24 protein-coding genes are annotated in these 23624 nt (G+C 70.2%); 15 read left to right on the top strand and 9 right to left on the bottom strand.

The features are described 5' to 3' along the window. Positions 1-48: 48 nt before the first annotated feature. The 15 genes from ABD793_RS16450 (at position 49) to ABD793_RS16380 (ending at position 15942) form a co-directional block, all read left to right on the top strand. Positions 49-1434 (top strand): aminomethyl transferase family protein, encoded by a 1386-nt coding sequence (locus tag ABD793_RS16450; RefSeq protein WP_344860709.1) that lies wholly within the window; start codon positions 49-51, stop codon positions 1432-1434. Between the two features lie 14 nt (positions 1435-1448). After that, entirely contained in the window at positions 1449-2318 is an 870-nt protein-coding gene (locus ABD793_RS16445) for a methylenetetrahydrofolate reductase (RefSeq protein ID WP_344860707.1), read from the top strand. 2 nt (positions 2319-2320) lie between these two features. Next, a complete protein-coding gene (gene purU, locus ABD793_RS16440) occupies positions 2321-3220 on the top strand; it encodes a formyltetrahydrofolate deformylase (protein WP_344861048.1) in 900 nt (299 codons plus the stop codon). 13 nt (positions 3221-3233) lie between these two features. Further along, positions 3234-4085: a bifunctional 5,10-methylenetetrahydrofolate dehydrogenase/5,10-methenyltetrahydrofolate cyclohydrolase gene (locus tag ABD793_RS16435; RefSeq protein WP_344860705.1), complete on the top strand. Its 852-nt coding sequence runs from the start codon at positions 3234-3236 to the stop codon at positions 4083-4085. 425 nt (positions 4086-4510) lie between these two features. Beyond that, positions 4511-5305: an ABC transporter ATP-binding protein gene (locus ABD793_RS16430; RefSeq protein ID WP_344860703.1), complete on the top strand. Its 795-nt coding sequence runs from the start codon at positions 4511-4513 to the stop codon at positions 5303-5305. Positions 5306-5321: 16 nt separating this feature from the next. Next, positions 5322-6368, top strand: a complete 1047-nt coding sequence (locus ABD793_RS16425; protein WP_344860701.1) for an amidohydrolase family protein — start codon at positions 5322-5324, stop codon at positions 6366-6368. Then, positions 6365-7561: a DUF3500 domain-containing protein gene (locus ABD793_RS16420; RefSeq protein WP_344860698.1), complete on the top strand. Its 1197-nt coding sequence runs from the start codon at positions 6365-6367 to the stop codon at positions 7559-7561. Before ABD793_RS16425 ends, ABD793_RS16420 begins: the two co-directional genes overlap by 4 nt. Beyond that, a complete protein-coding gene (locus ABD793_RS16415) occupies positions 7558-8439 on the top strand; it encodes a hypothetical protein (protein WP_344860696.1) in 882 nt (293 codons plus the stop codon). The genes ABD793_RS16420 and ABD793_RS16415 overlap by 4 nt, the downstream gene beginning before the upstream one ends. A gap of 32 nt (positions 8440-8471) precedes the next feature. After that, positions 8472-9452, top strand: a complete 981-nt coding sequence (locus ABD793_RS16410; protein WP_344860694.1) for a substrate-binding domain-containing protein — start codon at positions 8472-8474, stop codon at positions 9450-9452. A gap of 21 nt (positions 9453-9473) precedes the next feature. Continuing rightward, entirely contained in the window at positions 9474-10325 is an 852-nt protein-coding gene (locus ABD793_RS16405) for an amidohydrolase family protein (protein ID WP_344860693.1), read from the top strand. Between the two features lie 36 nt (positions 10326-10361). Then, the gene (locus ABD793_RS16400) at positions 10362-11033 is read left to right on the top strand and encodes a GntR family transcriptional regulator (protein WP_344860691.1); all 672 of its coding nucleotides are present in this window, start codon (positions 10362-10364) and stop codon (positions 11031-11033) included. Between the two features lie 29 nt (positions 11034-11062). Next, entirely contained in the window at positions 11063-12655 is a 1593-nt protein-coding gene (locus ABD793_RS16395; protein WP_344860689.1) for a carboxylesterase/lipase family protein, read from the top strand. After that, a complete protein-coding gene (locus tag ABD793_RS16390; protein ID WP_344860687.1) occupies positions 12649-13698 on the top strand; it encodes an ABC transporter substrate-binding protein in 1050 nt (349 codons plus the stop codon). The genes ABD793_RS16395 and ABD793_RS16390 overlap by 7 nt, the downstream gene beginning before the upstream one ends. Before the next feature lie 29 nt (positions 13699-13727). After that, complete coding sequence (locus tag ABD793_RS16385) at positions 13728-14570, top strand: ABC transporter permease (protein WP_344860686.1); 843 nt, start codon at positions 13728-13730, stop codon at positions 14568-14570. Between the two features lie 28 nt (positions 14571-14598). Beyond that, positions 14599-15942, top strand: coding sequence for an MFS transporter (locus ABD793_RS16380; protein ID WP_344860684.1), 1344 nt, complete (start codon positions 14599-14601; stop codon positions 15940-15942). Between the two features lie 2 nt (positions 15943-15944). On the opposite strand, the gene ABD793_RS16375 is transcribed toward ABD793_RS16380, so the two are convergent. The 9 genes from ABD793_RS16375 to ABD793_RS16335 are packed head-to-tail and all read right to left on the bottom strand — an operon-like array spanning position 15945 to position 23472. Next, positions 15945-16370 (bottom strand): cupin domain-containing protein, encoded by a 426-nt coding sequence (locus tag ABD793_RS16375; protein WP_344860682.1) that lies wholly within the window; start codon positions 16368-16370, stop codon positions 15945-15947. A gap of 15 nt (positions 16371-16385) precedes the next feature. Then, positions 16386-16865, bottom strand: coding sequence for a flavin reductase family protein (locus ABD793_RS16370; protein ID WP_344860681.1), 480 nt, complete (start codon positions 16863-16865; stop codon positions 16386-16388). Beyond that, complete coding sequence (locus ABD793_RS16365; protein WP_344860679.1) at positions 16855-17598, bottom strand: alpha/beta fold hydrolase; 744 nt, start codon at positions 17596-17598, stop codon at positions 16855-16857. The genes ABD793_RS16370 and ABD793_RS16365 overlap by 11 nt, the downstream gene beginning before the upstream one ends. Further along, on the bottom strand, positions 17595-18605 hold the full coding sequence (locus ABD793_RS16360; RefSeq protein ID WP_344860677.1) for an LLM class flavin-dependent oxidoreductase: 1011 nt from the start codon (positions 18603-18605) through the stop codon (positions 17595-17597). The genes ABD793_RS16365 and ABD793_RS16360 overlap by 4 nt, the downstream gene beginning before the upstream one ends. Beyond that, a complete protein-coding gene (locus ABD793_RS16355) occupies positions 18602-19945 on the bottom strand; it encodes an NtaA/DmoA family FMN-dependent monooxygenase (protein WP_344860675.1) in 1344 nt (447 codons plus the stop codon). The genes ABD793_RS16360 and ABD793_RS16355 overlap by 4 nt, the downstream gene beginning before the upstream one ends. Before the next feature lie 21 nt (positions 19946-19966). Then, positions 19967-20788 carry an ABC transporter ATP-binding protein gene (locus ABD793_RS16350; RefSeq protein WP_344860672.1) on the bottom strand — a complete coding sequence of 274 codons (822 nt, stop codon included), beginning with the start codon at positions 20786-20788 and terminating at the stop codon, positions 19967-19969. Then, positions 20785-21630, bottom strand: coding sequence for an ABC transporter ATP-binding protein (locus ABD793_RS16345; RefSeq protein ID WP_344860670.1), 846 nt, complete (start codon positions 21628-21630; stop codon positions 20785-20787). Before ABD793_RS16345 ends, ABD793_RS16350 begins: the two co-directional genes overlap by 4 nt. Then, entirely contained in the window at positions 21627-22466 is an 840-nt protein-coding gene (locus tag ABD793_RS16340) for an ABC transporter permease (protein ID WP_344860668.1), read from the bottom strand. The genes ABD793_RS16345 and ABD793_RS16340 overlap by 4 nt, the downstream gene beginning before the upstream one ends. A 1-nt stretch (position 22467) precedes the next feature. Continuing rightward, positions 22468-23472, bottom strand: coding sequence for an ABC transporter permease (locus ABD793_RS16335; protein WP_344860666.1), 1005 nt, complete (start codon positions 23470-23472; stop codon positions 22468-22470). Between the last annotated feature and the right edge of the window lie 152 nt (positions 23473-23624).

Below are 23624 nucleotides of genomic sequence, written 5' to 3'. Positions count from 1 at the left end.
TCCGGTCCGCCGGGACGAAGCCCGGCGTCCGTCGACGGAAGGAACAACGTGGGTGCGGCAGCGAGCGGGAGCCTGCAGGCGGCGATCGACCGGGTGGGCAACCCGGTCGAGCTGATGCGCAACCAGGCGCGGCGCGCCTTTTCGCACGGTTTCGGCTTCGTGCCGGGCGAGTTCACCAACTGGCGGGAAGAAGCGCTGGCGTGGCACACCTCGTGTGTGTTGATGGACCAGTCACACCACATGGTCGACCTCTTCGTGGAGGGCCCCGACACCGTGCGGCTGCTGGCCCATCTCGGCGTGAACAGCTTCGCCACCTTCGGCGGGGACAAGGCCAAGCAGTTCGTGGCGGTCAACCACGACGGTTACTACATCGGCGACTGCGTGCTGGTGGGACTCGGCGATCATTCGGTTGACCTCGTCGGCAGGCGCACCGCTCTGGACTGGGTGGAGTACCACGCGCAGACCGGCGGCTGGGACGTGACCGTGCAGCGCGATCCGCAGTCGGTGGAGCGCGGTGGTCGCTCACCCGAGCTCTACCGCTACGAGATCCAGGGTCCCGCGACGGCGTCCCTCGTGGCGAAGCTCACCGGGGAACCCATGCCCGAGGTCAGGTTCTTCGGGATGACCGCGTTCACCGTCGCGGGCAAGCGGGTGCGGGCCATCCGGCACGGTATGGCCGGGCAGGTGGGCTTCGAACTGTTCGGTCCGTGGGCCGAAGGCCCTGCGGTGCGCGAGGCGATCCTGCGCGTGGGGGAGGAGTTCGGCATCAAGCAGGTCGGTTCGGTGGCCTACTCCACGGCGAATCTGGAGTCGGGGTGGATCCCGGGGCCGATGCCGGCGATCTACAGCGGCGAACAGCTCACCGACTACCGCAGGTGGCTTCCGGAGAACAGTGCGGGTTCGCTGGCAGGCAGCCTGAATTCGCGCGACGTCGCCGATTACTACGTCACGCCCTACGACCTCGGCTACGGGCGGCACGTCAAGTTCGACCACGAGTTCGTGGGCATGGACGCCCTGCGTGCGCGGGCCGGCGAGCCGCAGCGGCGGAAGGTGACGCTGGTGTGGCACCCGGAAGACGCCGGACGCATCTTCTCCTCGCTGTGGACGCCCGGTCCGACCTACAAGTACTTCTCGCTGCCGAAAGCCCGGTACGGACAGTTCCAGATGGACGAGGTGCTGGCGGGCGACCGGCGGGTGGGCATTTCGATGGACTGCGGTTACGTCGTGCGCGACCAGGCCGTCGTGTCGCTGGCCGTGCTCGACGAGGAGTTCGCGCAGCCCGGTACCGAGGTCCGCGTGGTCTGGGGCGAGAACCCGGTGTCGGACAAGCCCTCCGTGGAACCACACGAGCAGGTCGAGATCCGGGCGACCGTCGAGGCGGCGCCGCTCGACCGGTTCGCCCGCACCCGGTACCGCGCCGCGGCGCAGTCCTGAACGGGGGAGGCGAGATGAGCGGTGACCGCGCGGAGGCGTCGTTGCTGACGGACTTTTCCCTGGAGATGACGGGGAAGGACGTCGGCCACCTGACCGCGGCCGCGCCGGACGTCCCGGCCGGTACGCGGGTGCATCTGACCTATCTGGAGCACGAGGACCTGGCGACCAGGGTCGCGGCGGCACGGGCCTGCCGAGAGCTGGGACTGACCCCGGTGCCGCACGTGTCGGCGCGCCGGCTGACCTCGCAGGCCGACCTCGAACGGTTCCTGGCCGGTCTTGCCGAAGTCTCCGCCGTGGAGCGGTTGTTCGTGATCGGCGGTGACCCGGCCACCCCGCACGGTCCGTACCCGGATGCGTTGTCGGTGCTGGAAAGTGGTGTGCTGCAGCGGTTCGGGGTGCGCGAGGCGGGTATTGCCGGCTACCCGGAAGGACATCCGGGTATCGAGCCGGACACGCTGTGGCAGGCGCTGGCGGACAAGGCCGCGCTGCTGGCCGGAACCGGGATGGCCTCGACGGTGGTGACCCAGTTCGGTTTCGACTCGGACGCGGTGCTCGAGTGGGTGGCGCAGGTCCGGGCGAGGGGGATCGACCTGCCGGTGCGGGTGGGTGTTCCGGGACCGGCGGGGATCCGGCGTCTGCTGCGCTATGCGGCCCGGCTGGGGGTGGGCACGAGCGCGGGGATCGTGCGCAAGTACGGGTTCTCGATCACCAACCTGATGGGCACCGCGGGCCCGGACCGGTTCCTGCGGGACCTGGCGCTGCGGTGGGATCCGGCACGGCACGGTGAGGTGCGGATCCACTTCTACAGCTTCGGCGGGGTGGCGGCGACGGTCGAGTGGATCGCGGACTTCACCACGCGCGGTACGCAGGAGGTGCGGTCGTGACCGTGGCGCAGGAAAAGGGCGTGGCGGCGCAGGTACCGGGTACCCGGGAACCGGCGGCCGCACTGACCGTCCAGGGCCGGGACCGGCCCGGGATCGTCGCGGCGCTGACCGGGGTGCTGAGCAGGCACGGGGCGAATGTCGTGGCACTGGACCAGTACTCCGACGATCCGGTCGGCGGAGCGTTCTTCCAGCGCACGGTGTTCTCGGCGCCGGATCTGCCCGGAGTGCTGCCCGCGATCGAGGCGGACCTGACGGCGGTGCTGAGCGACGGGTTCGAACTGGATTTCACCCTGCGGGACCTGGCGGTGCGCAAGCGAGTGGCGATCTTCGCGTCCAAATCGGACCACTGCCTGCTGGACCTGCTGTGGCGGCACCGGCGCGGCGAGCTGCCCGTCTCGGTGGCGATGGTCGTGTCGAACCACGTCGACACCGCGCAGGAGGTCCGCGGGTTCGGGATCCCGTTCTTCCACGTGCCCTCGGCGGGGCCGGACAAGTCCGCCGCGGAGGCGGAACACCTGCGGCTGCTGCGGGGGAACGTCGATTTCGTCGTGCTGGCGCGGTACATGCAGATCCTTTCCGGCGAGTTCATCGCCGGGGTGGGCGTGCCGATCATCAACATCCACCATTCGTTCCTGCCGGCTTTCGTCGGCGCGGGTCCGTATGCGAAGGCCAAGGAACGCGGGGTGAAGCTGGTCGGCGCGACCGCGCACTACGTGACCGAGGACCTCGACGAGGGACCGATCATCGAACAGGACGTGGTCCGCGTTTCGCACGCCGACAGCGCTGCGGAACTGCAGCGCCGTGGTGCGGACGTGGAGCGCGCGGTGCTGTCCAGGGCGGTGGCCTGGCACGCCGAGGACCGGGTTTTCCGCCAAGGCAACCACACCGTGGTCTTCACCTGAGGGAGGTGCCGGGATGACGGAGTGGATCGACGGCAAGCGGGTAGCGCAGCGGATCCGGGACCAGGTCGCCCACGACGTCGCGACGTCGTTCACCGCGGACACCTCGCCGGGACTGGCCACCGTCCTGGTCGGCGACGATCCGGCCAGCGCGGTCTACGTGGGCAGCAAACGGCGGATGGTGCGCCACCTCGGCATGCGCGACGTGCACCGGGCGGTGCCCTCGGACGCCGCACAGGCGGAAGTCGCCGCGGTGCTCGACGAGCTGGCGGAAGATCCGGCGGTGTCCGGGATCCTGCTGCAGCTGCCGTTGCCGTCCGGTCTGGACGCGGCGGCGCTGATCGACCGGATCCCGGTGGCCAAGGACGTCGACGGGCTGAGCACGGTCAGCGCCGGCCTGCTCGCCCGCGATCGCTTCGGGCTCCGGCCGTGTACCCCGGCCGGGGTGCTCGAACTGCTGGACGCCGAAGGGGTCAAGATCGAAGGTGCCACCGCGGTCGTGGTCGGCCGTTCGGACCTGGTGGGCAGGCCGATGGGGCAGATGCTGGTGAACCGGGACGCGACGGTCACGGTGACCCACAAAGCCACCCCGGATCTGCCCGCGGTGACCAGGGAAGCCGATGTGCTGGTGGTCGCCGCCGGGGTGCACGGCCTGATCGGGCCGGAACACGTGAAGCCGGGCGCGACCGTGATCGACGTCGGCATCCACCGCACCCCGGCGGGGTTGGCAGGCGACGTCCGGGCAGCCGAACTCGGCGGACTCGCCCGGCGCCTCACCCCGGTCCCCGGCGGCGTCGGGCCGATGACCATCGCGATGCTCATGGCCAACACGGTCAAGGCCGCCCGCTGGGCCCGCCGGCTCGCCTGACCCAGGTGCCGTGCTGACTCGGGTGCTGCGCTGCCCCGGGCTCCGTGCTGGCCCGGACGCCGTGCTGACTCGGGTGCTGCGCTGCCCCGGACTCCGTGCTGGCCCGGACGCCGTGCCGAGCCGGACGTCGTGCTAACCCGAGTGACGTGCCGAGCCGGACGCCGTGCTGACCCGGGTGCCGTGCCACGACCGTCCACACCGGACACTTCGGTGCGAAGCTGCTCTCCCATCGTGACCATTGGTAGCAGATTGTCAAACAAGTAGTGAGACCGATCTGCGAAGGTTCTCCGGAATCACGGTCTTCCACAAGAATCTCTTGCCGTTGAGCTGGTGTGCTTGCTAGGGTCGGCGGTAAGATTGTACAACAATACGGAGCCACTGGCCCCGCTGTCTTGGCATTCTTCAGCCGGTCAAAGGAGACTCGGATGACCACCACCGCTCCCGATGCCGACGCTCTCCGGCTCGACAACGTCACGCTGGAATTCGCCGGCAGTCACCGGCCCGCGATCACCGACGTGTCGCTGCGGGTTGCCCGGCGGAAGCTGGTCGCGATCATCGGTCCCAGCGGGTGCGGGAAGAGCACCATCCTCAATCTGGCCGCCGGTCTCCTCGCCCCGACCGAGGGCGAGGTCTGCTTCGACGGCGAACCGGTCACCGCGCTCAACTCCTCGGCCGCCTACGTCACCCAGCAGGCGAACCTGCTGCCCTGGCTCAGTGTGCAGGCGAACATCGGGCTGGCGCTGAAGTTTCGCAAGGTGCCCAAGGACGAACGCGACGACCGGATCGCGCACTGGACCAAGGTGGTCGGGCTCACCGGGTTCGAAAACCACTACCCCCGGGAACTTTCCGGCGGGATGCAGAAACGGGTGTCCATTGCGCGGGCGCTGATCTACGACCCGTCCATCGTGCTGATGGACGAGCCGTTCGGCCCGCTGGACGCGATCACCCGGCTGCGGCTGCAGCAGGATCTCCTCGACCTGTGGGAAGAGCAGCGCGGCACCCTGGTGTTCGTCACGCACGACCTCAACGAGGCGATCTACCTCGCCGACGAGGTCGTGGTGATGTCCAAGGGGCCGGGCACGGTGCGCCGGGTGCTGCCGGTGCCCTTCGCCCGCCCGCGCGACATCGGGTCGTTGTTCGAATCACCGGAATTCTCCGATCTCTACAACGACCTGTGGAGCCTGTTCAAGGCGGAGCTCGATCTCACCGGCGCCGCCTGATTCCTGGAGCACATTCATGATCATCGACTGTCACGGGCACTTCACCACCGCACCGCGTGCGCTCGGGAAGTGGCGTGAGCGGCAGATCAAGGCGTACGAGTCCTCGGGCTTCCGGGTCCTGCCCAACGAACTGATCATCGACGACGACGAGATCCGCGAAGCGGTCGAGGGCGGCCAGCTGAGGCTGCAGCGCGAACGCGGCACCGACCTGACGGTGCTCTCGCCGGACACGGGGAGGATGGCGTATCACCACGGTGACGGACAGACGAGCCTGCATTGGGCGCGGGTCGGCAACGACCTGATCTCGCGGGTGTGCGGCTTGTTCCCCGGCCGGTTCGCCGGGGTGTGCCGGCTGCCGCAGTCGCCGGGGGAGGCGCTGGCGCAGTCGGTTCGCACGTCGGCCACGGAGCTGCAGCGGTGCGTCACCGAGCTGGGGTTCGTCGGGTGCCTGCTGAATCCGGATCCCTCGGACGGGTTCCGGCAGGCGCCGCCGATCACCGACCGGGTGTACTACCCGTTGTACGAGAAGATGGTTGAGCTGGACGTGCCTGCGATGGTGCACGGGACGATATCGCGCAACGACGCGGTCCAGGGTACCTGCGCGTGCTATCCCAACGGGGACACCGCGGCGTTCATGCAGTTGTGCGAGTCGGATCTGTTCACCGATTTCCCCACGCTGCGGCTGATCCTGCCGCACGGCGGCGGGGCGGTGCCGTACCACTGGGACCGCCACCGCGCGATGATGCTGGACCGCGGCCGCCCGCCGTTGGAGGAAACGTTGCTGGGCAACGTTTTCTTCGACACCTGTGGCTATCACCGGCGCGGTCTCGAACTGCTGGCCGAGGTCATCCCGGCCCGGAACATCCTGTTCGCCTCGGAAATGATCGGTGCCGCGCGCAGTGTGGATCCGGAGACCGGGCGCCGGTTCGACGACACCCTGGCGCTGCTGGATTCCCTCGACACGATCGGCGCAGCCGACCGGCAGGCGATATGCGGCGGCAACGCACTTCGGGTCTTTCCGCGGCTGAAAGAGGTGCTGCGGCACGAGGAGGTCGCGCGGTGACGACGCACGGTGAGCAGGCCCGGGACGGCTTGCGTGCACGCGGCGCCCCGCCGACCCGGCGGCCCGAGCTGTGGACTCCGCAGCTGCTGGCGAAGGTCGAGTGGCGGGTGCAGTCCGCGGCCATCCCGTTCCGCGGACTGTCCACGAAGGACGGCCCGCGGCCGGGGCTGTACCCGCTGACCGGGACCGGGGTGGACGGCACCGGGCTGCGGCGCGCCGCCGAGGACTACCTGGCCGCGTTGACCGCCAGGGAACGCGCCGAGGGCCGGTTCGTGATGCACGACGTGTCGTGGCGGCACTGGGCGAACGGTGCCCGTTATTTCCTGCGGCACGGTCTTTGCCTCGAAGATCTCGACGAGAAGAAACGTGAGCTGGCGCTGGAAATCCTGCGCCGCAGCCTGTCCGATGCCGGGTTCGGGCAGGTGCTCGACCTGATGCGGCTCAACCTCACGGTCGGCGAACTGCGGGACGAGACCGACACTCTCAACGAATGGCTGTACTGGTTCAGCATCTACGGCGAGCCGGAGAAGGGCCGCCCGTGGGGCTGGCAGCTCGACGGGCACCACGTGAACGTCAACTGCGTCTTCGTCGGCGACCAGATGGTGCTCACCCCCACCTTCCTCGGTGCCGAACCGGTCACCGCCGAAGGCGGCAAGTATGCGGGGACGACCGTGTTCCGCAGCGAGGAAGCGCTGGCGCAGCAGCTGTTCTCCAGCTTCGAAGCAGACCAGCGAGTCAAGGCGACCATCGACGACGTGCTGCCGGAGGACCTGTTCGTCGGCGCCTTCCGGGACAACTTCGAGCTGAACTACGAGGGCATCCCGTTCGCCGATCTGACCGAAGCACAGCACAGCACGGCGATGGATCTCGTGGACCTCTACGTCGGCCGCGCCAACCCCGGGCACGCGAAGGTGCGCCGTGACGAGGTGCTGGCGCACGCCGACGAGACGCATTTCGCGTGGGTGGGCGAGGCCGACGGCGCTTTCTACTACCGCGTGCACAGCCCGGTGATTCTCATCGAATTCGAGCACCAGGCGGGCGTGATGTACGACAACGACACCCCGACGCGCCGGCATATCCACACCATCGTGCGCACCCCCAACGGCAACGACTACGGCGCGGACCTGCTGCGCCAGCACCACGAGCGGCACCACCACCAGCGTCACCACCACCAGAAGAGGAGCCGGGAATGAAGATCGTGCTGGGTCGGGACGACCTCGCGGCCGTTGCGGTCGGCGCGGCCAAGGATGCCGGGGCCGAACCCGAACGCGTCGAGGTGAAGCCGGTGAACAAGGCTTCCCGGGCGTTCCTGAACGACGCTGCCTACGACGTGTGCGAGATTCCGCTGGTGACCTTGCTGCAGGCGGTCGCCTACGACAAGCCGGTGGCGCTGTTGCCGGTCACCACACTCGGCCGTTTCCAGCACCAGACCCTGGTGACGCTGGGCGAACAAGGGGTCGAGCGGGTGCGCGGCCGCCGGGTCGGGGTCCGCTCGTGGAGCCAGACCACCGGGGTGTGGTTGCGTGGATTCCTCACCGAGCAGTACGGCATCGGGTTGTCCGAAGTGGACTGGGTCAGCTACGAGGGCGGGCACGTCGACGAGTACCGGGATCCGGCGTGGGTCGAACGTGCGCAGGAAGGTACGAAGCTGCCCGCCGATTTCCTCGGCGGCAGCGTCGACTACGGGATCATGGGCAACGAGCTGCCCGGCGACGAGCGGATCCGCACCGCGATCCCGCACGCCTCCGAGGTTGCCGCGGAATGGGCCGCGGCGAAGGGTTTCGCCCCGGTCAACCACGTGGTCGGGATCAGCGTCGCGGCTGCGGAAGCCGACCCGAAGGCCGTGCTCGCGGTGTACGACGCGCTGGCGGAAGCGGCTGCGGCCACCGGACCCGCGCCGGCTTCGGTGGAGTTCAACCCGGTCGGTTTCACCGCCCTGCGCGGCCCGTTCACCACGGCCGCCCGCTACGCCTTCGAACAGCAGGTGCTGCCCCGCCTGGTCGAGTTCGACGAACTGGTCGAGCGGACCGGCGCCGTGCTCGGGGTCCCCGCGTCGCGGCTCGGCGGCTGAACCCCGGATTTCCTTCTCCTGAAAGGCAGGGCATGGACAAGCTGACAGTCGTACTCGGGGACTACGCGCACGGGCGGGCGGTGCTCGGCGGCGAGGCCGCGGTGGCCGGGTACGAGATCAGTCCGGTCGAGGTCGCCCCGGTGATCGGCGCGTACCGCCGGATGATCCGGGACCTGGAGTTCGACGTGTGCGAACTGGCACCCACCTCGTATCTGATGGCACTGCAGGCCGGGGTGCCGCTCACCGCGATCCCGGTGTTCCTCAACCGGCGTTTCCACCACGCCGACGTGCAGTGCGGTGCCGCATCGGGCATCCGCTTCCCCGCAGACCTGAGCGGGAAGCGGGTCGGGGTCCGCGCCTACACGGTGACCACCGGGGTGTGGGTACGCGGCATCCTGCGCGACGAATACGGTCTCGACCCCGCCACGGTCACCTGGGTGGTGGACGACGACGACCACATCGAAGGCCGTGCCCCGGCGAACGTCGAACGCGTCACCGACGGACGTTCGCTCGGCGAGCTGTTGGCTGCCGGGGAGATCGACGCGGCCCTCAGCGGCAACGCCGGAACCGGTCGTGCGGGTGCCCCGCGTGCGGGCTGGGCCGCGCCTGCCGGACAACCCACCGGCGAGAACGGCCCGTACCCGCTGTTCCCCGAGCACGAAGTGCTGGCCACCGACTGGTACCTGCGCACCGGGATCTACCCGCTGCATTCGGTGATCGCACTGCGCCGGGAACTGGCCGAGCGGGATCCCGAATTGCCCGGGAAGCTCTACACCGCCTTCGCCGAGAGCAAACGCCGTCAGGTCGAGGCGGATCCGAAGTGGACCGCGCTGCCGCGGCTGGGCAAGCAGGCCGCACAGCTCGGCGGCGACCCGATTCCGTACGGACTGGCGGCCAACGACGTCAGCATCCGCGCCCTGGTGAAGTTCTCGCGCGAGCAGGGACTCGTCGACCCGGACTTCCCCGCCGACCCCGCGCACCTGTTCGCCCCTGGCGACTACCCGGACGCCTGAGCCGGAGAAAGGCACCAGAACATGGACCTCGTCGACACGCACTGTCACATCATTTCCGACGACCTCGCGCGGTACCCCCGTGCGCCGATCGGGGGGAAGCAATCGGGGTGGGCGGGCACCCGGCCGGTCACCGCCGAAGGCATGGCCGACCGGATGGCCGAGGCCGGAATCGACCAGGCCGTACTGGTCCAGGCCACCACCGCGTACGGCTACGACAATTCCTACGTCCTCGACAGCCGTGCGCAGCGGCCGGGGAAGTTCATCGCGGTCGGCACGGTGGATCCGTTGCGGCCGGACGCCGCCGACAACCTGGCGGCAGTGACCGGGGACGGCGGGCTGTCCGGTGTGCGGTTGTTCACCACCGGCAGCACAGTGGCCACCCAAGGCGAGTGGTTCGCGGCCCCGGAGACGTACCCATTCTGGGCGAAGGCCGGTGAACTCGGGGTCACCGTGTGCCTGCAGATGCGGCTCGGCCCCGCCACCGCGCAGCTGCACGAGCTGCTCGACCGGTTCCCCTCGACCCGGGTCCTGCTCGATCACATGGCCTACCCCGACATCACCGCTTCGCCCGCCGCGGCCGGTGCGGAGGTGGCGAAGCTGGCCGTGCACCCCGGGCTGCACCTGAAGCTGACCCACCGCAGTCTCGAACCTCTCCAGGCGGCCGGCGATGAAGCCGCTGCGTTCCTCGACCCGGTACTCACCGCCTTCGGCGCGGGCCGGATCGCGTGGGGTTCCAATCTGCCTGCCGCGGAGCAGTCGCTGCCCGAACTCGTCGCGCTCGCCCGACAGGTGCTCAAGGGCCTGCCGGAATCGCAGCAACAGGAAATCTTCGCCGGTACCGCACGACGGCTCTACCCGAGCCTGGCCGGCTAGCACTCTTCGACGGGACGACGACAGTGGGCGGCACAGGTGGAAGACAACGACAAGGTCACCGGAACCCGGTACGATCAGGTTTACGAGGATCTGCGCGCGTTGCTGCTGAGCGGCAGCTTCGATCCGGGCACCCGGCTGACCGAAGCCGACCTCACCCGGATGTTCACGGTGTCCCGCGGCACGATCCGCTCGGTGCTCGTCCGGCTGAGCCAGGAGGGCTACGTCACCAGCGAGGCCAATCGCGGGGTGCGGACCCGCAGCTTCACCGTCGACGAGGCGGCGGACATCCTGGAGGCACGCGAAACCCTCGAGGCGGCACTGGCCGCGAAGGCCGCGGAACGGGCCTGCGACGAGGAAATCGAGGAACTTCGCCGGACACTCGCCGAGATGCAGCAGGCACAGGAACGCGGCGACCAGCAGGCGTACTCGGCGGGCAACCGCCGGTTCCACCAGCAGGTCAAGCACGCCGCGCACCAGGTGACCCTGACCAGGGCCTACGACTCACTGCTCTACCCGCTGGTGATGCGCCAGTACCGCAACCTCTCCGCACACCATCCCCGTGCCGGATCGCTGCGCGAGCACCAGGCGATCTTCCTGGCCATCCTCACCCGCAACCCGGAGGCGGCCGGTGCCGCGATGCGCCACCACGTCGGATCGGCCCGGCACGCGCTGCTGCTGGACCACTCGGCTGCCGCCGCGGAGGGCTGAACCGGCGACGGCACGACCGGAAGGAACCGATGCGCTCACGCGTGACCATCGACAGCGGAGTCCTCGACGGGGTCCCTGGCCGGGACCGGTCGGTGACCGTGTTCCGGGGCATCCCGTACGCGGCCGCGCCGGTCGGCGAGCTGCGCTGGCGAGCACCGCAGCCGGTGGCGCCGTGGACCGGAGTGCGTTCCGCCGCACGGTTCGGGCCGATGTGCCCGCAGGCACCGCAGGACGCGGCGTCCGCGGGCATCGAACTTCCGCTGTCCGAGGACTGCCTGCACCTGAACGTGTGGACGGCCGCGGAATCGGCTGCCGACCGGCTGCCGGTGCTGGTCTGGATCTACGGTGGCGGATTCCGCGCCGGGACCGGGGCGAATCCGCGGTTCGACGGGGAGCGATTGGCCCGCAAGGGCGTCGTCGTGGTCACCTTCAACTACCGGCTCGGCGTCTTCGGGTTCCTGGCGACGCCGGAGCTGAGCGCGGAGTCGGAGCAGCACGCCTCGGGCAACTACGGCCTGCTCGACTGTGTCGCCTTGCTCGACTGGGTGCAGCGCAACATCGCGGCGTTCGGCGGTGACGCCGGCCGGGTCACCATCGCCGGCCAGTCCGCCGGCGCGGGCGCGGTGAACTTCCTGGCCATGTCCCCGCCCGCGCGAGGCCTGTTCCACCGGGCGATCGCGCAGAGCCATGCACGGTACCCCGGGGATCCCGAGCTGCGATATCTGTCCACTTCGTACCGCACGATGGCCGATGCCGAACAGGCCGGGGAAACCTTCGCACGCGAGCACGGCGGTGGCGGGCTGCGCCGGCTGCGTGCCCTGCCCTGGCGCAAACTCGTCGACGGGCACGCCGGGGCCGACGAGTCCGTGGACACCGCGAGCACCGCCAAACCACCGCTGTTCCGTCCGGTCGTGGACGGGTACGTCCTTCCCCGCGGATACGCCGACACCTACCGGCTCGGCGAACAGCACGACGTCGGCTACCTCACCGGAAACAACCTGGACGAGGGCGGTTCGGTTCCGGACAGCGCGTTCGCCGAGTACCGGCGCACCGGTGCTGCTCCGTTCCGGCCGGGTGCGCCGCCGGTGTACGTGACCCGCCGGGACTTCCTGGCCGCCGCGCAGCGCAAGTTCGGCCCGATGGTGGCGGACTTCCTCCGGCTCTACCCGGCCGGGGACGACGATCAGGCAGCCCGTTCGGCGGCCGCCGCGGCGCGGGACAACTCCCGGGTTTCCACCGACCTGTGGGCAGGCGAGTGGACGCGGCACGCCACCCGTGGGGTCTTCACCTACTCCTGGTCGCACGCCGCACCGGTGCCCGGCGGCGGGCCACGGCGGGCCGGACACGGTTCGGAGATCGAGTTCGTGTTCGGCAACCCGGCACCGGATGCTCCACAGTGGACGGAAGAGGACCGGCGCGTCGCCGCCACGATGTCCGCGTACTGGGTCAACTTCATCACCCGCGGCGATCCGAACGGGCCGGGACTGCCCAGGTGGCCCGGCTACTCCGCGGATGCGCACAGTGTGATGGAACTGGGCGGGCGGTTCGCCCCGCAGCCGGTGGCCGGTGCCCGGCAATGGCAATTCTGGCAACGTTTCTTCGATACGCAGAAAGCGTGGTGACCGAGGTGGTGCTGAGGCAACGACGCCCCGGAACCAGGAAGGTCCGCCGTTTCACGGTGTTCCCGGTCGTGCTCGCCCTGTGTTCCGGGCTGCTGGCGGCCTGCGGCTCCGGTTCGGCCGACGGCCTGACCCAGGTGAGCGTGGGCGTCGGCAACACCATTTTCGACACTCCGTTGCGGGTGGCGGAGGCGAAGGGGTACTTCCGCGCGGCGGGGCTCGACGTCCGCTTCGTGAACCTGACCGCGTCGCTCGGCGCTCCCGCGCTGGAATCGGATTCGGTACAGTTCTACCATTCCAGCCCGACTTCGTTCCTGACCGCGGTCAGCCGCAAGATCCCGCAGCTCGCCGTCGCGATGGACGGCGCGGGTTCCCCGCTCGGGCTGATCGTGAGCACGCGGTTCGCCAAGGCACACCACCTCACTGCGGAGACCCCGCCCGCGGAGGTGGCCAAGGCACTGCAGGGTTCCGTCGGCGGCGCCAGCTCGACCACCACCAAGGGGCAGGCGGGTATCTTCCTGCGGGCCTACGGCGTTTCCCCGGACACCGTCAACTACGCGTCGCTGCCCAGTCCGGCGGCCAACAAGGCGGCGCTGAACAACAACCAGATCGACTGGTTCGTCACCTCCGAGCCCACCCCGCTCGCGGTACAGGCCGACGGCAGCGGGGTCGTCGTGGCGGGTCCGGACACGGTGCCCGCGTGGTCGGTCCGCAGCAGCGGCTACGGCCAGGTCGTGGTGGTGCGCCGGGACTACGCCACCGAACAGCCCGACGTGGTCCGCCGGTTCGTGCGGGCGGCCCAGCAGGGCAGCGCCTACGCCCGCGCACACGAGGAGGAAGCGGTCGGCGTCATGAAGCAGACCTTCTCCGGGGTGCCCGATCCGGTGCTGCTGGCCAGCCTCCGGCAGGTGGACTGGCCGGAGACGGTCGGGATGGGCGCCGCGGGCTGGGACACCAGCATGGGCTTCGTCGGCAAGACCGGCGCGATTCCGAAGGATACCGCGCTCCCGCGCGAAAACTGGACCAATCAGTACCTGCCACGGTGACCCCGCATGCGGACCGAAGGAGAATCGTGATGGTGACAGCGACCGGGAATCCCGGCAAGGCGGCGAGAACTGCGGCGAAGAGCCGGACGGGCTGGGGCAACGGGCGGGTGGTCGCCGCGCGGATCGGGGTGATCGTGCTCGTGCTCGCCGCGTGGCAGGTGGTGAGCGGGACCCTGATCCCGGCGTATGCGATCAGCAAACCGACCGAGGTCGCGGTGGCGCTGTGGCAGGTCCTGACCAGCCCGTCCGGCTGGACCGACATCGGCACGACCACCTTCGAGGTGGCGATCGGCTTCGGTCTCGGAGTCGTGGCAGGCACGGTGCTGGGCCTGCTGCTGGGCACCTTCCCGGTCGCGGGCCGGGTGCTGGAACCGTTGATCGCCGCGATCAACGGCATCCCCAAGATCGCGCTCGCACCGCTTTTCCTGCTGTTCTTCGGGATCGGCACGTTGTCGAAGATCGCCATCGCCGCGATCGGCGTCGCGTTCGTCGTGTTCTACAACCTGTACCTCGGACTGCGCCAGCGGGAACGGCAGCTGGTGGAGATCGTGGAGCTGATGGGCGGACGCGGGCTGCACACCCTGCTGTACGTGACCATCCCGACGCTGGCCTCACCGTTCTTCGCCGCACTGAAAGCCGGTGGCCCGCTGGCGATCCTCGGCGTCATCGGCGGTGAGTTCATCGCCTCCACCGACGGTGTCGGGCACGAACTGTTCGACGCGGCAATGGCACTGGACGCACCGAGCGAGTTCGCCGGCCTGATCGTGCTGGTCGTGCTGACCCTCGTGCTCAACGGACTGCTGACCCAGCTCGACAAGTACGCGCTGAAGCGACTCGGCCTCGCCCCGCGGAAGGCCCGTGCCCGCTCCTGAACCGCCTGTCCCGGACAAGGAGACGATGATGTCCGCCCCGCAGCTGCGCCGGACCCGGCGTGCCGTTTTCGGTGCCTCGTTCGGTTTCTTCGTCGACATGTACGACGTCTACCTGCCGACGGTCGCGCTGGTGCCCGCGATGAACTACTTCCTGCCCGCCGACATGCCCGCCGACACGCGGGCGGTCGCCTCCGCGCTGATCTTCGTGGCGACCCTGCTCGGCCGGCCGGTCGGCTCCACGATCTTCGGCTGGCTCGCCGACCGGATGGGACGGCGGAAAGTCACGCTGTGGTCGGTCGCCGGTTGTGCGGTGTGCACCGCGCTCATCGCGGCGCTGCCCGGGTACGCGACACTCGGCCCGGCCAGCGTGTTCCTGCTCGTGGCGCTGCGGCTGGTCGACGGGATCTTCCTGGGCGGTGAGTACACCGGCGCGACCCCGCTGGCCATGGAGGAGGCGCCCGCCCGGCGGCGGGGCTGGTACGGCGGCTTCATCGGCGGCGGATCCGCGATGGCCAACTGCATTATCGCGGCGGCGACGTTCGCGGTGCTGGAGTTCTCCCCGTCCGGCGGGCCGGACTCGCCGTATTCGGTGTGGGGCTGGCGGATTCCGTTCGTCCTCGGCGCCCTGCTGTGCGTCGTGTTCCTGGTGTACTACTCGCGTTCGGTCGAGGAATCCGAGACCTGGAAATCCGCGGCCAAGGCACGCAACCCGTTGCGGGAAATCCTGTTCGGCCGCTCCCGCCGGGATTTCGCCCAGGTCTTCCTGCTGATGGCCGGTGTGTGGTTCACCTCGAACATGGCCTCGGGCCTGTTGCCGACCGCGCTCGAGCAGGAGGGCCACATCAGCCCCACCGAGGTCACCCTGGCGCTGATCATCGGACAGGGCACGCATGCGCTCGTCTTCCCGTTCGTCGGCCTGCTCGGCGATCTGATCGGTCGCCGAAAAGCCCTGGTCTACAACGGGATCGCGGTCGCGGTGCTGTGCGCGGGTGCGTTCTGGGGGCTGGCCGCAGGCTGGTGGAGCGGCTTCCCGGCGATCCTCGTCGTGACGCTCGTGGTGCGCTTCGCCGGTGGCAGTGTGTTCGCGGTGACGCCCTCGTACCTGTGTGAGCGCTTCCCGCCGGCAACCCGTGGCAGCGGTTTCGGCCTCGGCTACAGCACCCCGTTGCTGATCACCTCGTTCTACGCCTACTACCAGAACTGGCTGGGCAACCTGATCCCGCGCGAATACACCGCCTCCGTGCTGCTGGTGCTCGGCGGTGTCCTGATCATCGCCGGTGCACTGCTCGGCCCGGAGACACGCGGCAGTGACCTTTCCGCCACGGTGCCGGGCGGATCCGCTCCGCGGGGCCCGCTGCCCGCGGTTCGCTGAGCTCACTCCGGCACTTCGACCTCGGTCCACAGGCTCGGCAGGTTCACCACGATGCCTTCCTGGCTGCTGCGGGCGATCACCACCACGGCCGGTTCGCCGGTGGGGTTCTCTTCCCGGTGCGGCACGTACGGCGGGACGAACACGTAGTCGCCCGGTTCGGTCTCGATCCGGATTTCCCCTTCGCCGTCGGCGAAGACGAACACCGGATGGCCGGATTTGACGTAGATCGCGGTCTCGGCCTCGCCGTGGTGGTGGTCGCCGGAGTTGGTGCGCGGGGTGACGTGCGTTTCGCCCATCCACACCTTGCTCGATCCGACGGTCTTGCCGGAGATCGCCTCGAGGCGTTTCATCCCGGTGGTCTGGTTGGTGTCCCCGGAGAGGTCGGCGCCGCGGATGTGCCGCAGCGGCTGGTGCCAGTGGTCGGTCACGAGTGTCCTTTCGGGTCAGCCGGCTTGCCGGAAACCGCTGCGGTGGAAGACCAGCGGCTCGGCGTCGTCGGCGTGGGCAGCGGAGTGCAGGCGCAGCAGCACGAGGGTGTGGTCGCCTGCCGCGACCGCGCGTTCGACCGTGGTGTCGAACCACGCGACCCCTTCGTCGAGGGTAACCGCGCCCTGGGCGGACACGGTGAGCGGGAGATCGGTGAACCGGGTTTCGGCGGGCCCGGCGAGCTGCCGGGCGACCGCGGCGTGGTGCTGCGCCAGCACGGTCACGCCGAGGTGCCCGGCCCGGCGCAGTTCCGGCCAGGTCCGGGAGGTGCCGGCCACCGAGAACGACACCAGCGGCGGTTCGAGTGAGACGGAGGTGAACGAGCTGGCCGCGAGCCCGGTCACCCGCCCGTCCACGTGCGCGGCGATCGCCACGACACCGGTCGGGAACGCCCCGAAGGCGGCCCGCAGCCGGGCGGGCGCGAGGTCACCAGGCACTGGACTCGACCGAGATCACCGGGACCAGCTCGTTGCCGAGGGTCTCGAGGAAACTCACGAGCTCGGCGGCGACCGAGCGGTGCTGCCGGTCGTTGAGCACGTCGTGGTGCGCGCCGTGCACCACCGACAGCCGGGCCCGTGGCGCCGCTTTCACCGTGCGGGCAAGGGCTGCACGGTCGGCGAGCGGGTCGTCGGCGCCGATCAGCACGAGCTGTGGCAGCGGTGGCGCCGATCGGTACGCGGCGTGCAGCAGTGCGTCGGGCAGGGGCGTGGCCAGCTTGCCGCGGACCGCCGAATCGGTCAGCACGCCGCGGTGCACCGGGCAGCTCGTGCGGACGTCGAGCTCCGCCGCCCAGGTTCCGGTCACCCCGGTCGGGCCCGGCAGCCCGGCGAGCACGAGCGCATCGGGCCACCATGCGGCGGTGGAGTCGCCGGAGCCGGCGAGTGCGGCGAGTGCGGCCGCGCCGGAATCGGCACCGGCGAGCACGAGCGGGCGGTCGGGGAGGCCGTCGGTCGCCGCGGTGAGGGCGGCCGCGAAGCCGTCCAGCGATCCCGGTACGTCCGCCGGATCGATCTCGGGTGCCTCGACGATCCGGACCTGATAGGCGTCGGCCGCGAGCCGGCTGCCGAGCCGCGCGTAGGCCGCCGGGGTCTCCCCGCGTCCCGCTGCGATGAGCACCGTGCCCCTCGTGCGCAGTTCCGCCGGGGTGGGAAAATCCTTGTAGCGGCTCATTTTCCGACTCCTTCCAGAGCACGGGACGCCGGGCGCCACCCGAGTGCGGGGGCGATCTCGGTGGCGATGGTCTCGAGCGCCCGTACCGCGCTGTCGTGGTCCGGGATCGCCGGATTGAACTGGGTGATCAGATCGGTGGCGACCGGCAGCACCCGTTCCCGTTCGAATTCCGCGACGATCTCCTCCGGATGCCCGTAGAACGCGTGGAACCGCCGGAGTGCCTCTGCCACGCCGACTCCGGGCGGGAAGGTGCCCCGCTCGCCGAACCGCAGCGCCGCTTGGTGGACGTCCTCGCCGATCTGCGCGAGCGCGGTGCGCCGGTCCTTGGCCGGGAAGACCAGGCGGGACAAGCCGATGCGCGGCGTCCGTGGTTCGCGCCATGCGTCGAGGTAGGCGTCCGCCCACGGCCGCTGCACCACGTCGGTGGCCTCGTCGTAGCCGTACGCGGCCCGGTTGAGCAGGAGGTTCGAACCTTCCTTCGCGGCGAACTCCGCGCCGGGGGCGCTGAACACGCCTTGCCAGATCCGGTCGGTGAAATCGGCCGCGGGCGGCTGGATGGTGAACCCGGGTGTGCGTACCTCCTCGCCGGCCAGCGCGGAGCGCAGCAGGGCGAGCCCTTCGGTGGTCAGTTCGCGCTTGCGGGCCACGTCCCGGCCGAACGCGGCGTATTCCGTTTCACTGGCGCCACTGCCTACGCCGACCTCGACCCGGCCGCCGCTGAGCGTGTCGACGACCGAGATGTCCTCCGCGAGCCGGACCGGGTCTTCCAGCGGCAGCACGGTGATCGCCGTGCCCAGCCGGATGCGGCTGGTGCGCGCGGCGGCGTGCGCGAGGAACGTCCACGGTGACGACAACCCGCCACCGCCGGGGGGTACGTGGTGCTGGGCGACCCAGCCGACATCGAAGCCGAGCTCGTCGGCTACCACGAACAGCTCCTGGGCGTTGCGGTAGACCTGCGTGAGGTCGTCGCCGCGGCCCTGGACGTGGGTGAGGAAGCCGAGTCTCATCGCGCGCCCACCGGCTGCCGCGCGGCGGTGTGCCGGTTGACCGGGATCGGCAGGCCGAGATTCCCACGCAGCGTCTCGGCCTCGTACTCGGTGCGGAACAGCCCGCGCTTCTGCAGCAGCGGAAGCACGTCCTCGACGAAGCGGGTCAGGTCCTCGTCGTTGCGGAAGGCGAGGTTGATGCCGTCGAACGTACCGGCGTCGAACCACTGGCCGATGGTGTCCGCGACGGTTTCCGGGGAACCGACGAACGGCGAGTGCTTGCGCTCGGCGAAGGTCTCCGCGACCTGCCGCAGCGTGAGCTTCTCCGCTTCGGCGCGTGCGATGATCTTCGCCGCGCCGGTGCGCCCGCCCCGCTCGGCCAGATGCGCGACGTCCGGGAACGGCGCGTCCAGGTCGTACTGGCTGAAATCGTGCGCACCGAACGCGCGGCCGAGCAGTGCGAGACTCGCGTGGAAGTCGTAGTCCTCCTCGGCGATCCGCTCCGCGCGCCGCCGGGCCAGCTCGTCGGTGCCGCGCACGATCGGGCCGCCGTGGATGAAGATCTTGATGTGCTCGGGATCGCGACCTGCGGCGGCGGTCCGCCGTTTGACGTCGGCGTAGTACTCGCGGGCCTGTTCCAGCGTGCCGCCCGGTGCGTAGATACCCTCGGCGACCTGCGCGGCGAGGTCCCGGCCTTCCTCGGAGACACCGGCCTGGAAGATCACCGGCTGGCCCTGCGGGGAGCGGGAAAGGTTGAGCGGACCGGCCACCCGGAAGTGCTCGCCGGCGTGGTTGAGCGCGTGCAGCTTGTCCGGGTCGAGGAACACCCCACGCTCGACGTCGGCGGGGAATGCGTCGTCCTCGTAGGAATCCCACAGGCCCCGCACGACCCGCACCGACTCCAGCGCACGGCCGTAGCGGGTGGTGTAGTCGAGGTGTTCGTCCAGTCCGTAGTTGCGGCTGGTGCCGGTGTCGAAGCTGGTCACCACGTTCCAGCCGGCCCGGCCGCCGCTGATGTGGTCGAGCGAGCCGAACCGGCGGGCGAGGTTGAACGGCGAGTTGTAGGTGGAGCTGGCCGTGCCGACGAGCCCGAGGTGCCGGGTGTGCGTGGCGACCGCCGACAGGAGGGTGAGCGGTTCGAGCCGGTTGAGGTAGTGCGCCGGATAGGTGGCGTTGATGAACTGGCTGTCCACGATGATCAGCGCGTCGAACAGGGCGTGCTCGGCGGCCTGTGCCTGCCGGATGTAGTAGCCGATGTCGACGGACGCGTTCTTCGCGACGCTGGGGTCTTTCCAGAGACCGTGCTGGCCGGGGCCGCCGACCCCGTACGGGTGCAGCGCGAGATGGATCCTGCGGGTCATGGCGCGTGTCCTTTCGTGGGGTCAGGAGTTCAGGAGGGCCGCGCGCAGCTCTTCGCGCCGCGCGCGGTCCGCGGGTGCGGCGCGCAGCGTCGGCGCCGAGCTGACGAGCAGCCGGGTGTAGGGATGCGACGGTGTGGCCACGATCTGGCGTGCGGTGCCGGTCTCGACGAGCGCGCCCTCGCTGAGCACCGCGATCCGGTCCGCGACACCGGCGACCGAGCCGAGGTCGTGCGAGATGAACACCAGCGCGACGCCGGATTCGCGCAGGTCCTGCAGGATCCGCAGGACCTGGACGCGGTTCGCGGCGTCCAGCGCGCTCACCGGCTCGTCGAGCAGGACCAGTTCGGGCTCGGTCAGCAGTGCCCTCGCGATCGTCACGCGCTGGCGCTGTCCGCCGGACAGCTCGCCGGGCAGCCGGGGGAGCAGGTCGGCATCGAGCCGGACCCGCGACAGGTACTCCTCCGCCCGGTTCACCGCCTCCGCGCGCGCAATCCCGCGCACGAGCAGCGGTTCGGCGAGAGAGTCCGCAATGGACAGTTCGGGATCGAGGCTGCGCAACGGGTCCTGGAAAACGTACTGCACGATCCCGCGCCGGCGCAGTGCACGCCACTGCCGTGCCCGGTAGCCGGTGACGTCCTGCCCGCCGAGCACGATCCGCCCCGCCGAAGGGCGAACCAGCCCGAGCACGGTCCGCGCCAGCGTCGACTTGCCCGATCCGGTTTCGCCGATGACGCCGACGATCTCGCCCCGCTCGACGGTGAGGTCCACCCCGGCGAGCGCGCGTTTGCGGCGGGCCCCGTGCCCGTAGCGGACTTCCAGCCCGGAAACTTCGAGGACGTTCACGCGCCGGCCTCCGCGGGTGCGAGGAAGCGGTCGAGCCCGTAGCGCTCGTGCTCATCGACGAGCAACCGGGTGTACTCGTGCTCCGGGTGCTGCAGCACGCGTTCGGCCGGGCCCTGTTCGACGACCTCGCCCGCGCGCATCACGAGGACCTCGTCGCACAGCTGCGCGACCACCGCGAGGTCGTGCGAAACCACGACGAGCGCGAGTCCGGTGCGTTCGCGCAGATCTGCGAGCAGGTCGAGGATTTCCGCCTGTACGGTCACATCCAGCGCCGTCGTCGCCTCGTCGGCGATGAGCACGCGTGGTTCCGCGGCGATCGCGGTGGCGATCAGCACCCGCTGCAGCATCCCGCCGGAGAGCTCGTGCGGGTACTGGCCGTAGACCAGCCCGGGGGATCGCAGGCGCACTGCGGCGAGCAGCTCGGCCGCGTCGCGGCGCGCGTCCCGGCGGCGCAGTCCCTTCTTGACCCGCACCACCTCCGCGACCTGCGCGCCCACCGGGATCGACGGATTCAGGTACGACGCCGGGTCCTGGAACACCGCGCTGATCGTGGCGCCCCGCAGCTGCGTCAGTTCCGCGGCGCCGAGCGTTGCCAGGTCGAGGCCCGCGACGTGCACGCGGCCGCCTGCCACCGTGCACCCGGCCGGCAGCACGCCGAGCGCGGCGCGACAGGTCAGCGTCTTGCCGCTGCCCGATTCGCCGACGATGCCGACGACCCCGCCCGGGCTGAGGTCGAAGCCGATGCCGCGCACCAGATCCGCTCCGTCGGCCGTCCGCCGGATGTGCAGGTCGCGCACGGAGAGCACGGGCGCGCCGGTGCCTGGTTCGATCGTGCTGGTCATGCGGTACCTCCGGCGGGGACTCGGTGCCCGGCCGGGCCGGACACGTCGCGGATCGCGTCGGCGAGCAGATTGGCCGCCCACACCGTGGCCATGATCAGCAGCGCCGGCACGACCGGCGCCCAGGGCTGGAAGTTCAGGTAGCCGAGGTCGGAGGCGAGCAGCCCGCCCCAGGTCGGGGCAGGCGGCTGCACGCCGATGCCCAGGAAGGTGAGGCTGGAGACGATGATGAAGCCGACCCCGACGGTCTGCGCGAACGCGACCGCGATCGCCGGCAGCACCTTGCCCCATACGTGCCGTCGCACGATCGAGCCCAGCGAGGCACCCGCGATGAGTGCGGCCTCGACGTACTGCGACCTCGCCACGGTGAGCGTCGCCGCTCGCGAGACCCGGAAGAACAGCGGCGAAACGAGTACCCCGGTCACCACCATCGCCTGGGTGATCCCGTTGCCGAGCAACGCGGTCACCGCGACGGCGAACAGCAGGAACGGCAGCGCGATCAGCGTGTCCGCGAGCCGCAGCGCCGCCCATTCGAACGCCCGGCCGAGGTAGACCGACAGAATGCCGGGCACGGTTCCGGCGGCCAGCGCCACGAGCGCGACCTCCAGCGCACCGGTCACGCTGACCCGGGAGCCCTCGAGCAGCCGGCTGAACACGTCGCGGCCGAGGTAGTCGGTGCCGAGCCAGTGCTGTCCGGACGGGCCGGCGAGCGTGTTCGCGCTCTGCGCGATCGGGTCCGCCGGCGCGAGCAGCGGACCGAGGACCGCAAGGAGGGCCACCACGACGAGCACCGCCACGGCGATGCGTCCCGAGGTCAGGCCGAGCATCCGGCGCAGCACGTCACACCCCCCGGTTCGCGGCGGGCGAGACCCGGCCGAGTACGACGTTGATCACCAGGTTGAACGCGACCACCAGCACGATCGAAACGACCAGCACGCCCTGTACCGCGGGTACGTCGCCGTTCTGCGCGGAGTCGTTCGCGAACCGGCCGAAACCCTGCAGGCCGAAGATCCATTCGGTGACCACCGAGGCGCCGACCAGCGACGGGAACTTCAGCCCGACCGTGGCCAGCGCCGGGCCGATGGCGTTGCGCAGCACGTGCCCGAAGAAGATCCGGCGCGGTGGCAGGCCGCGCACCACGGCACCGAGCACGTAGTTCTCCCGGTACGCCGTGACGAGCCCGGTTCGCAGCTGGCGCGCGACGTCCGCGATCACGTCGAAGCTCAGTGCCAGCGCGGGCAGCGTGATGTGCGCGAGCCACGGCCCGATGCCCAGGTCGGCCGGCACGTATCCGGCGGACGGGAACAGGTGCAGGCCGACCGCGAACACCGTGACGAGCACGATGCCGAGCACGAACGCGGGCATCACCGAGGTGACCGTGACGAAACCGGTGACCGCCCGGTCGAGCCACGTCCGGTGCCGCAGCGCGGCCGCGGTGCCCAGTGCGAACCCGGCCAGCACGCCGATCACCAGCGCGGTGATCGCGACCGAAAGGCTCACGCCGAGGCCGAGCCCGATCAGGGTGGAGACGTCCGCGCCGTTGACCCAGCTCGTGCCGAGGTCGCCGTGCAGCACGCCGCTGAGCCAGCTCCAGTACTGCGCGAGGAACGGCCGGTCGAGGCCCCACTGGCTTTCCACCGCACGGATCGCTTCCGGGGTCGCGGATTCGCCGAGCTGGAGCCGGGCCGGCGACAGGCCGCTGACCGCCCGCAACGCGAACGTCACGAACGTCGCCACGAAGAACACCGGCACGAACACCGCGACCGATCGCGCCAGCGTGCCCAGCACCCGCCCGGCCGTACGGCGCAGCGGCGCCCGCGGGACGGCGTGGTCTGCAGCGATCACCGAACCACCCGCCGATGCCGAGGCACGGCTGGTGGCGGGGTTGCTGGTGGTGGTCGGGTTGCGGCTGGTGGCGGGGTTGCTGGTGGTGGTCGGGTTGCGGCTGGTGGCGGGGTTGCTGGTGGTGGTCGGGTTGCGGCTGGTGGCGGGGTTGC

Source organism: Amycolatopsis ultiminotia, assembly GCF_039536925.1.
Taxonomy (GTDB): domain Bacteria; phylum Actinomycetota; class Actinomycetes; order Mycobacteriales; family Pseudonocardiaceae; genus Amycolatopsis; species Amycolatopsis ultiminotia.
The sequence above is the reverse complement of the archived record's forward strand: the minus strand, read 5'-3'. Positions and strand labels throughout refer to the sequence as shown.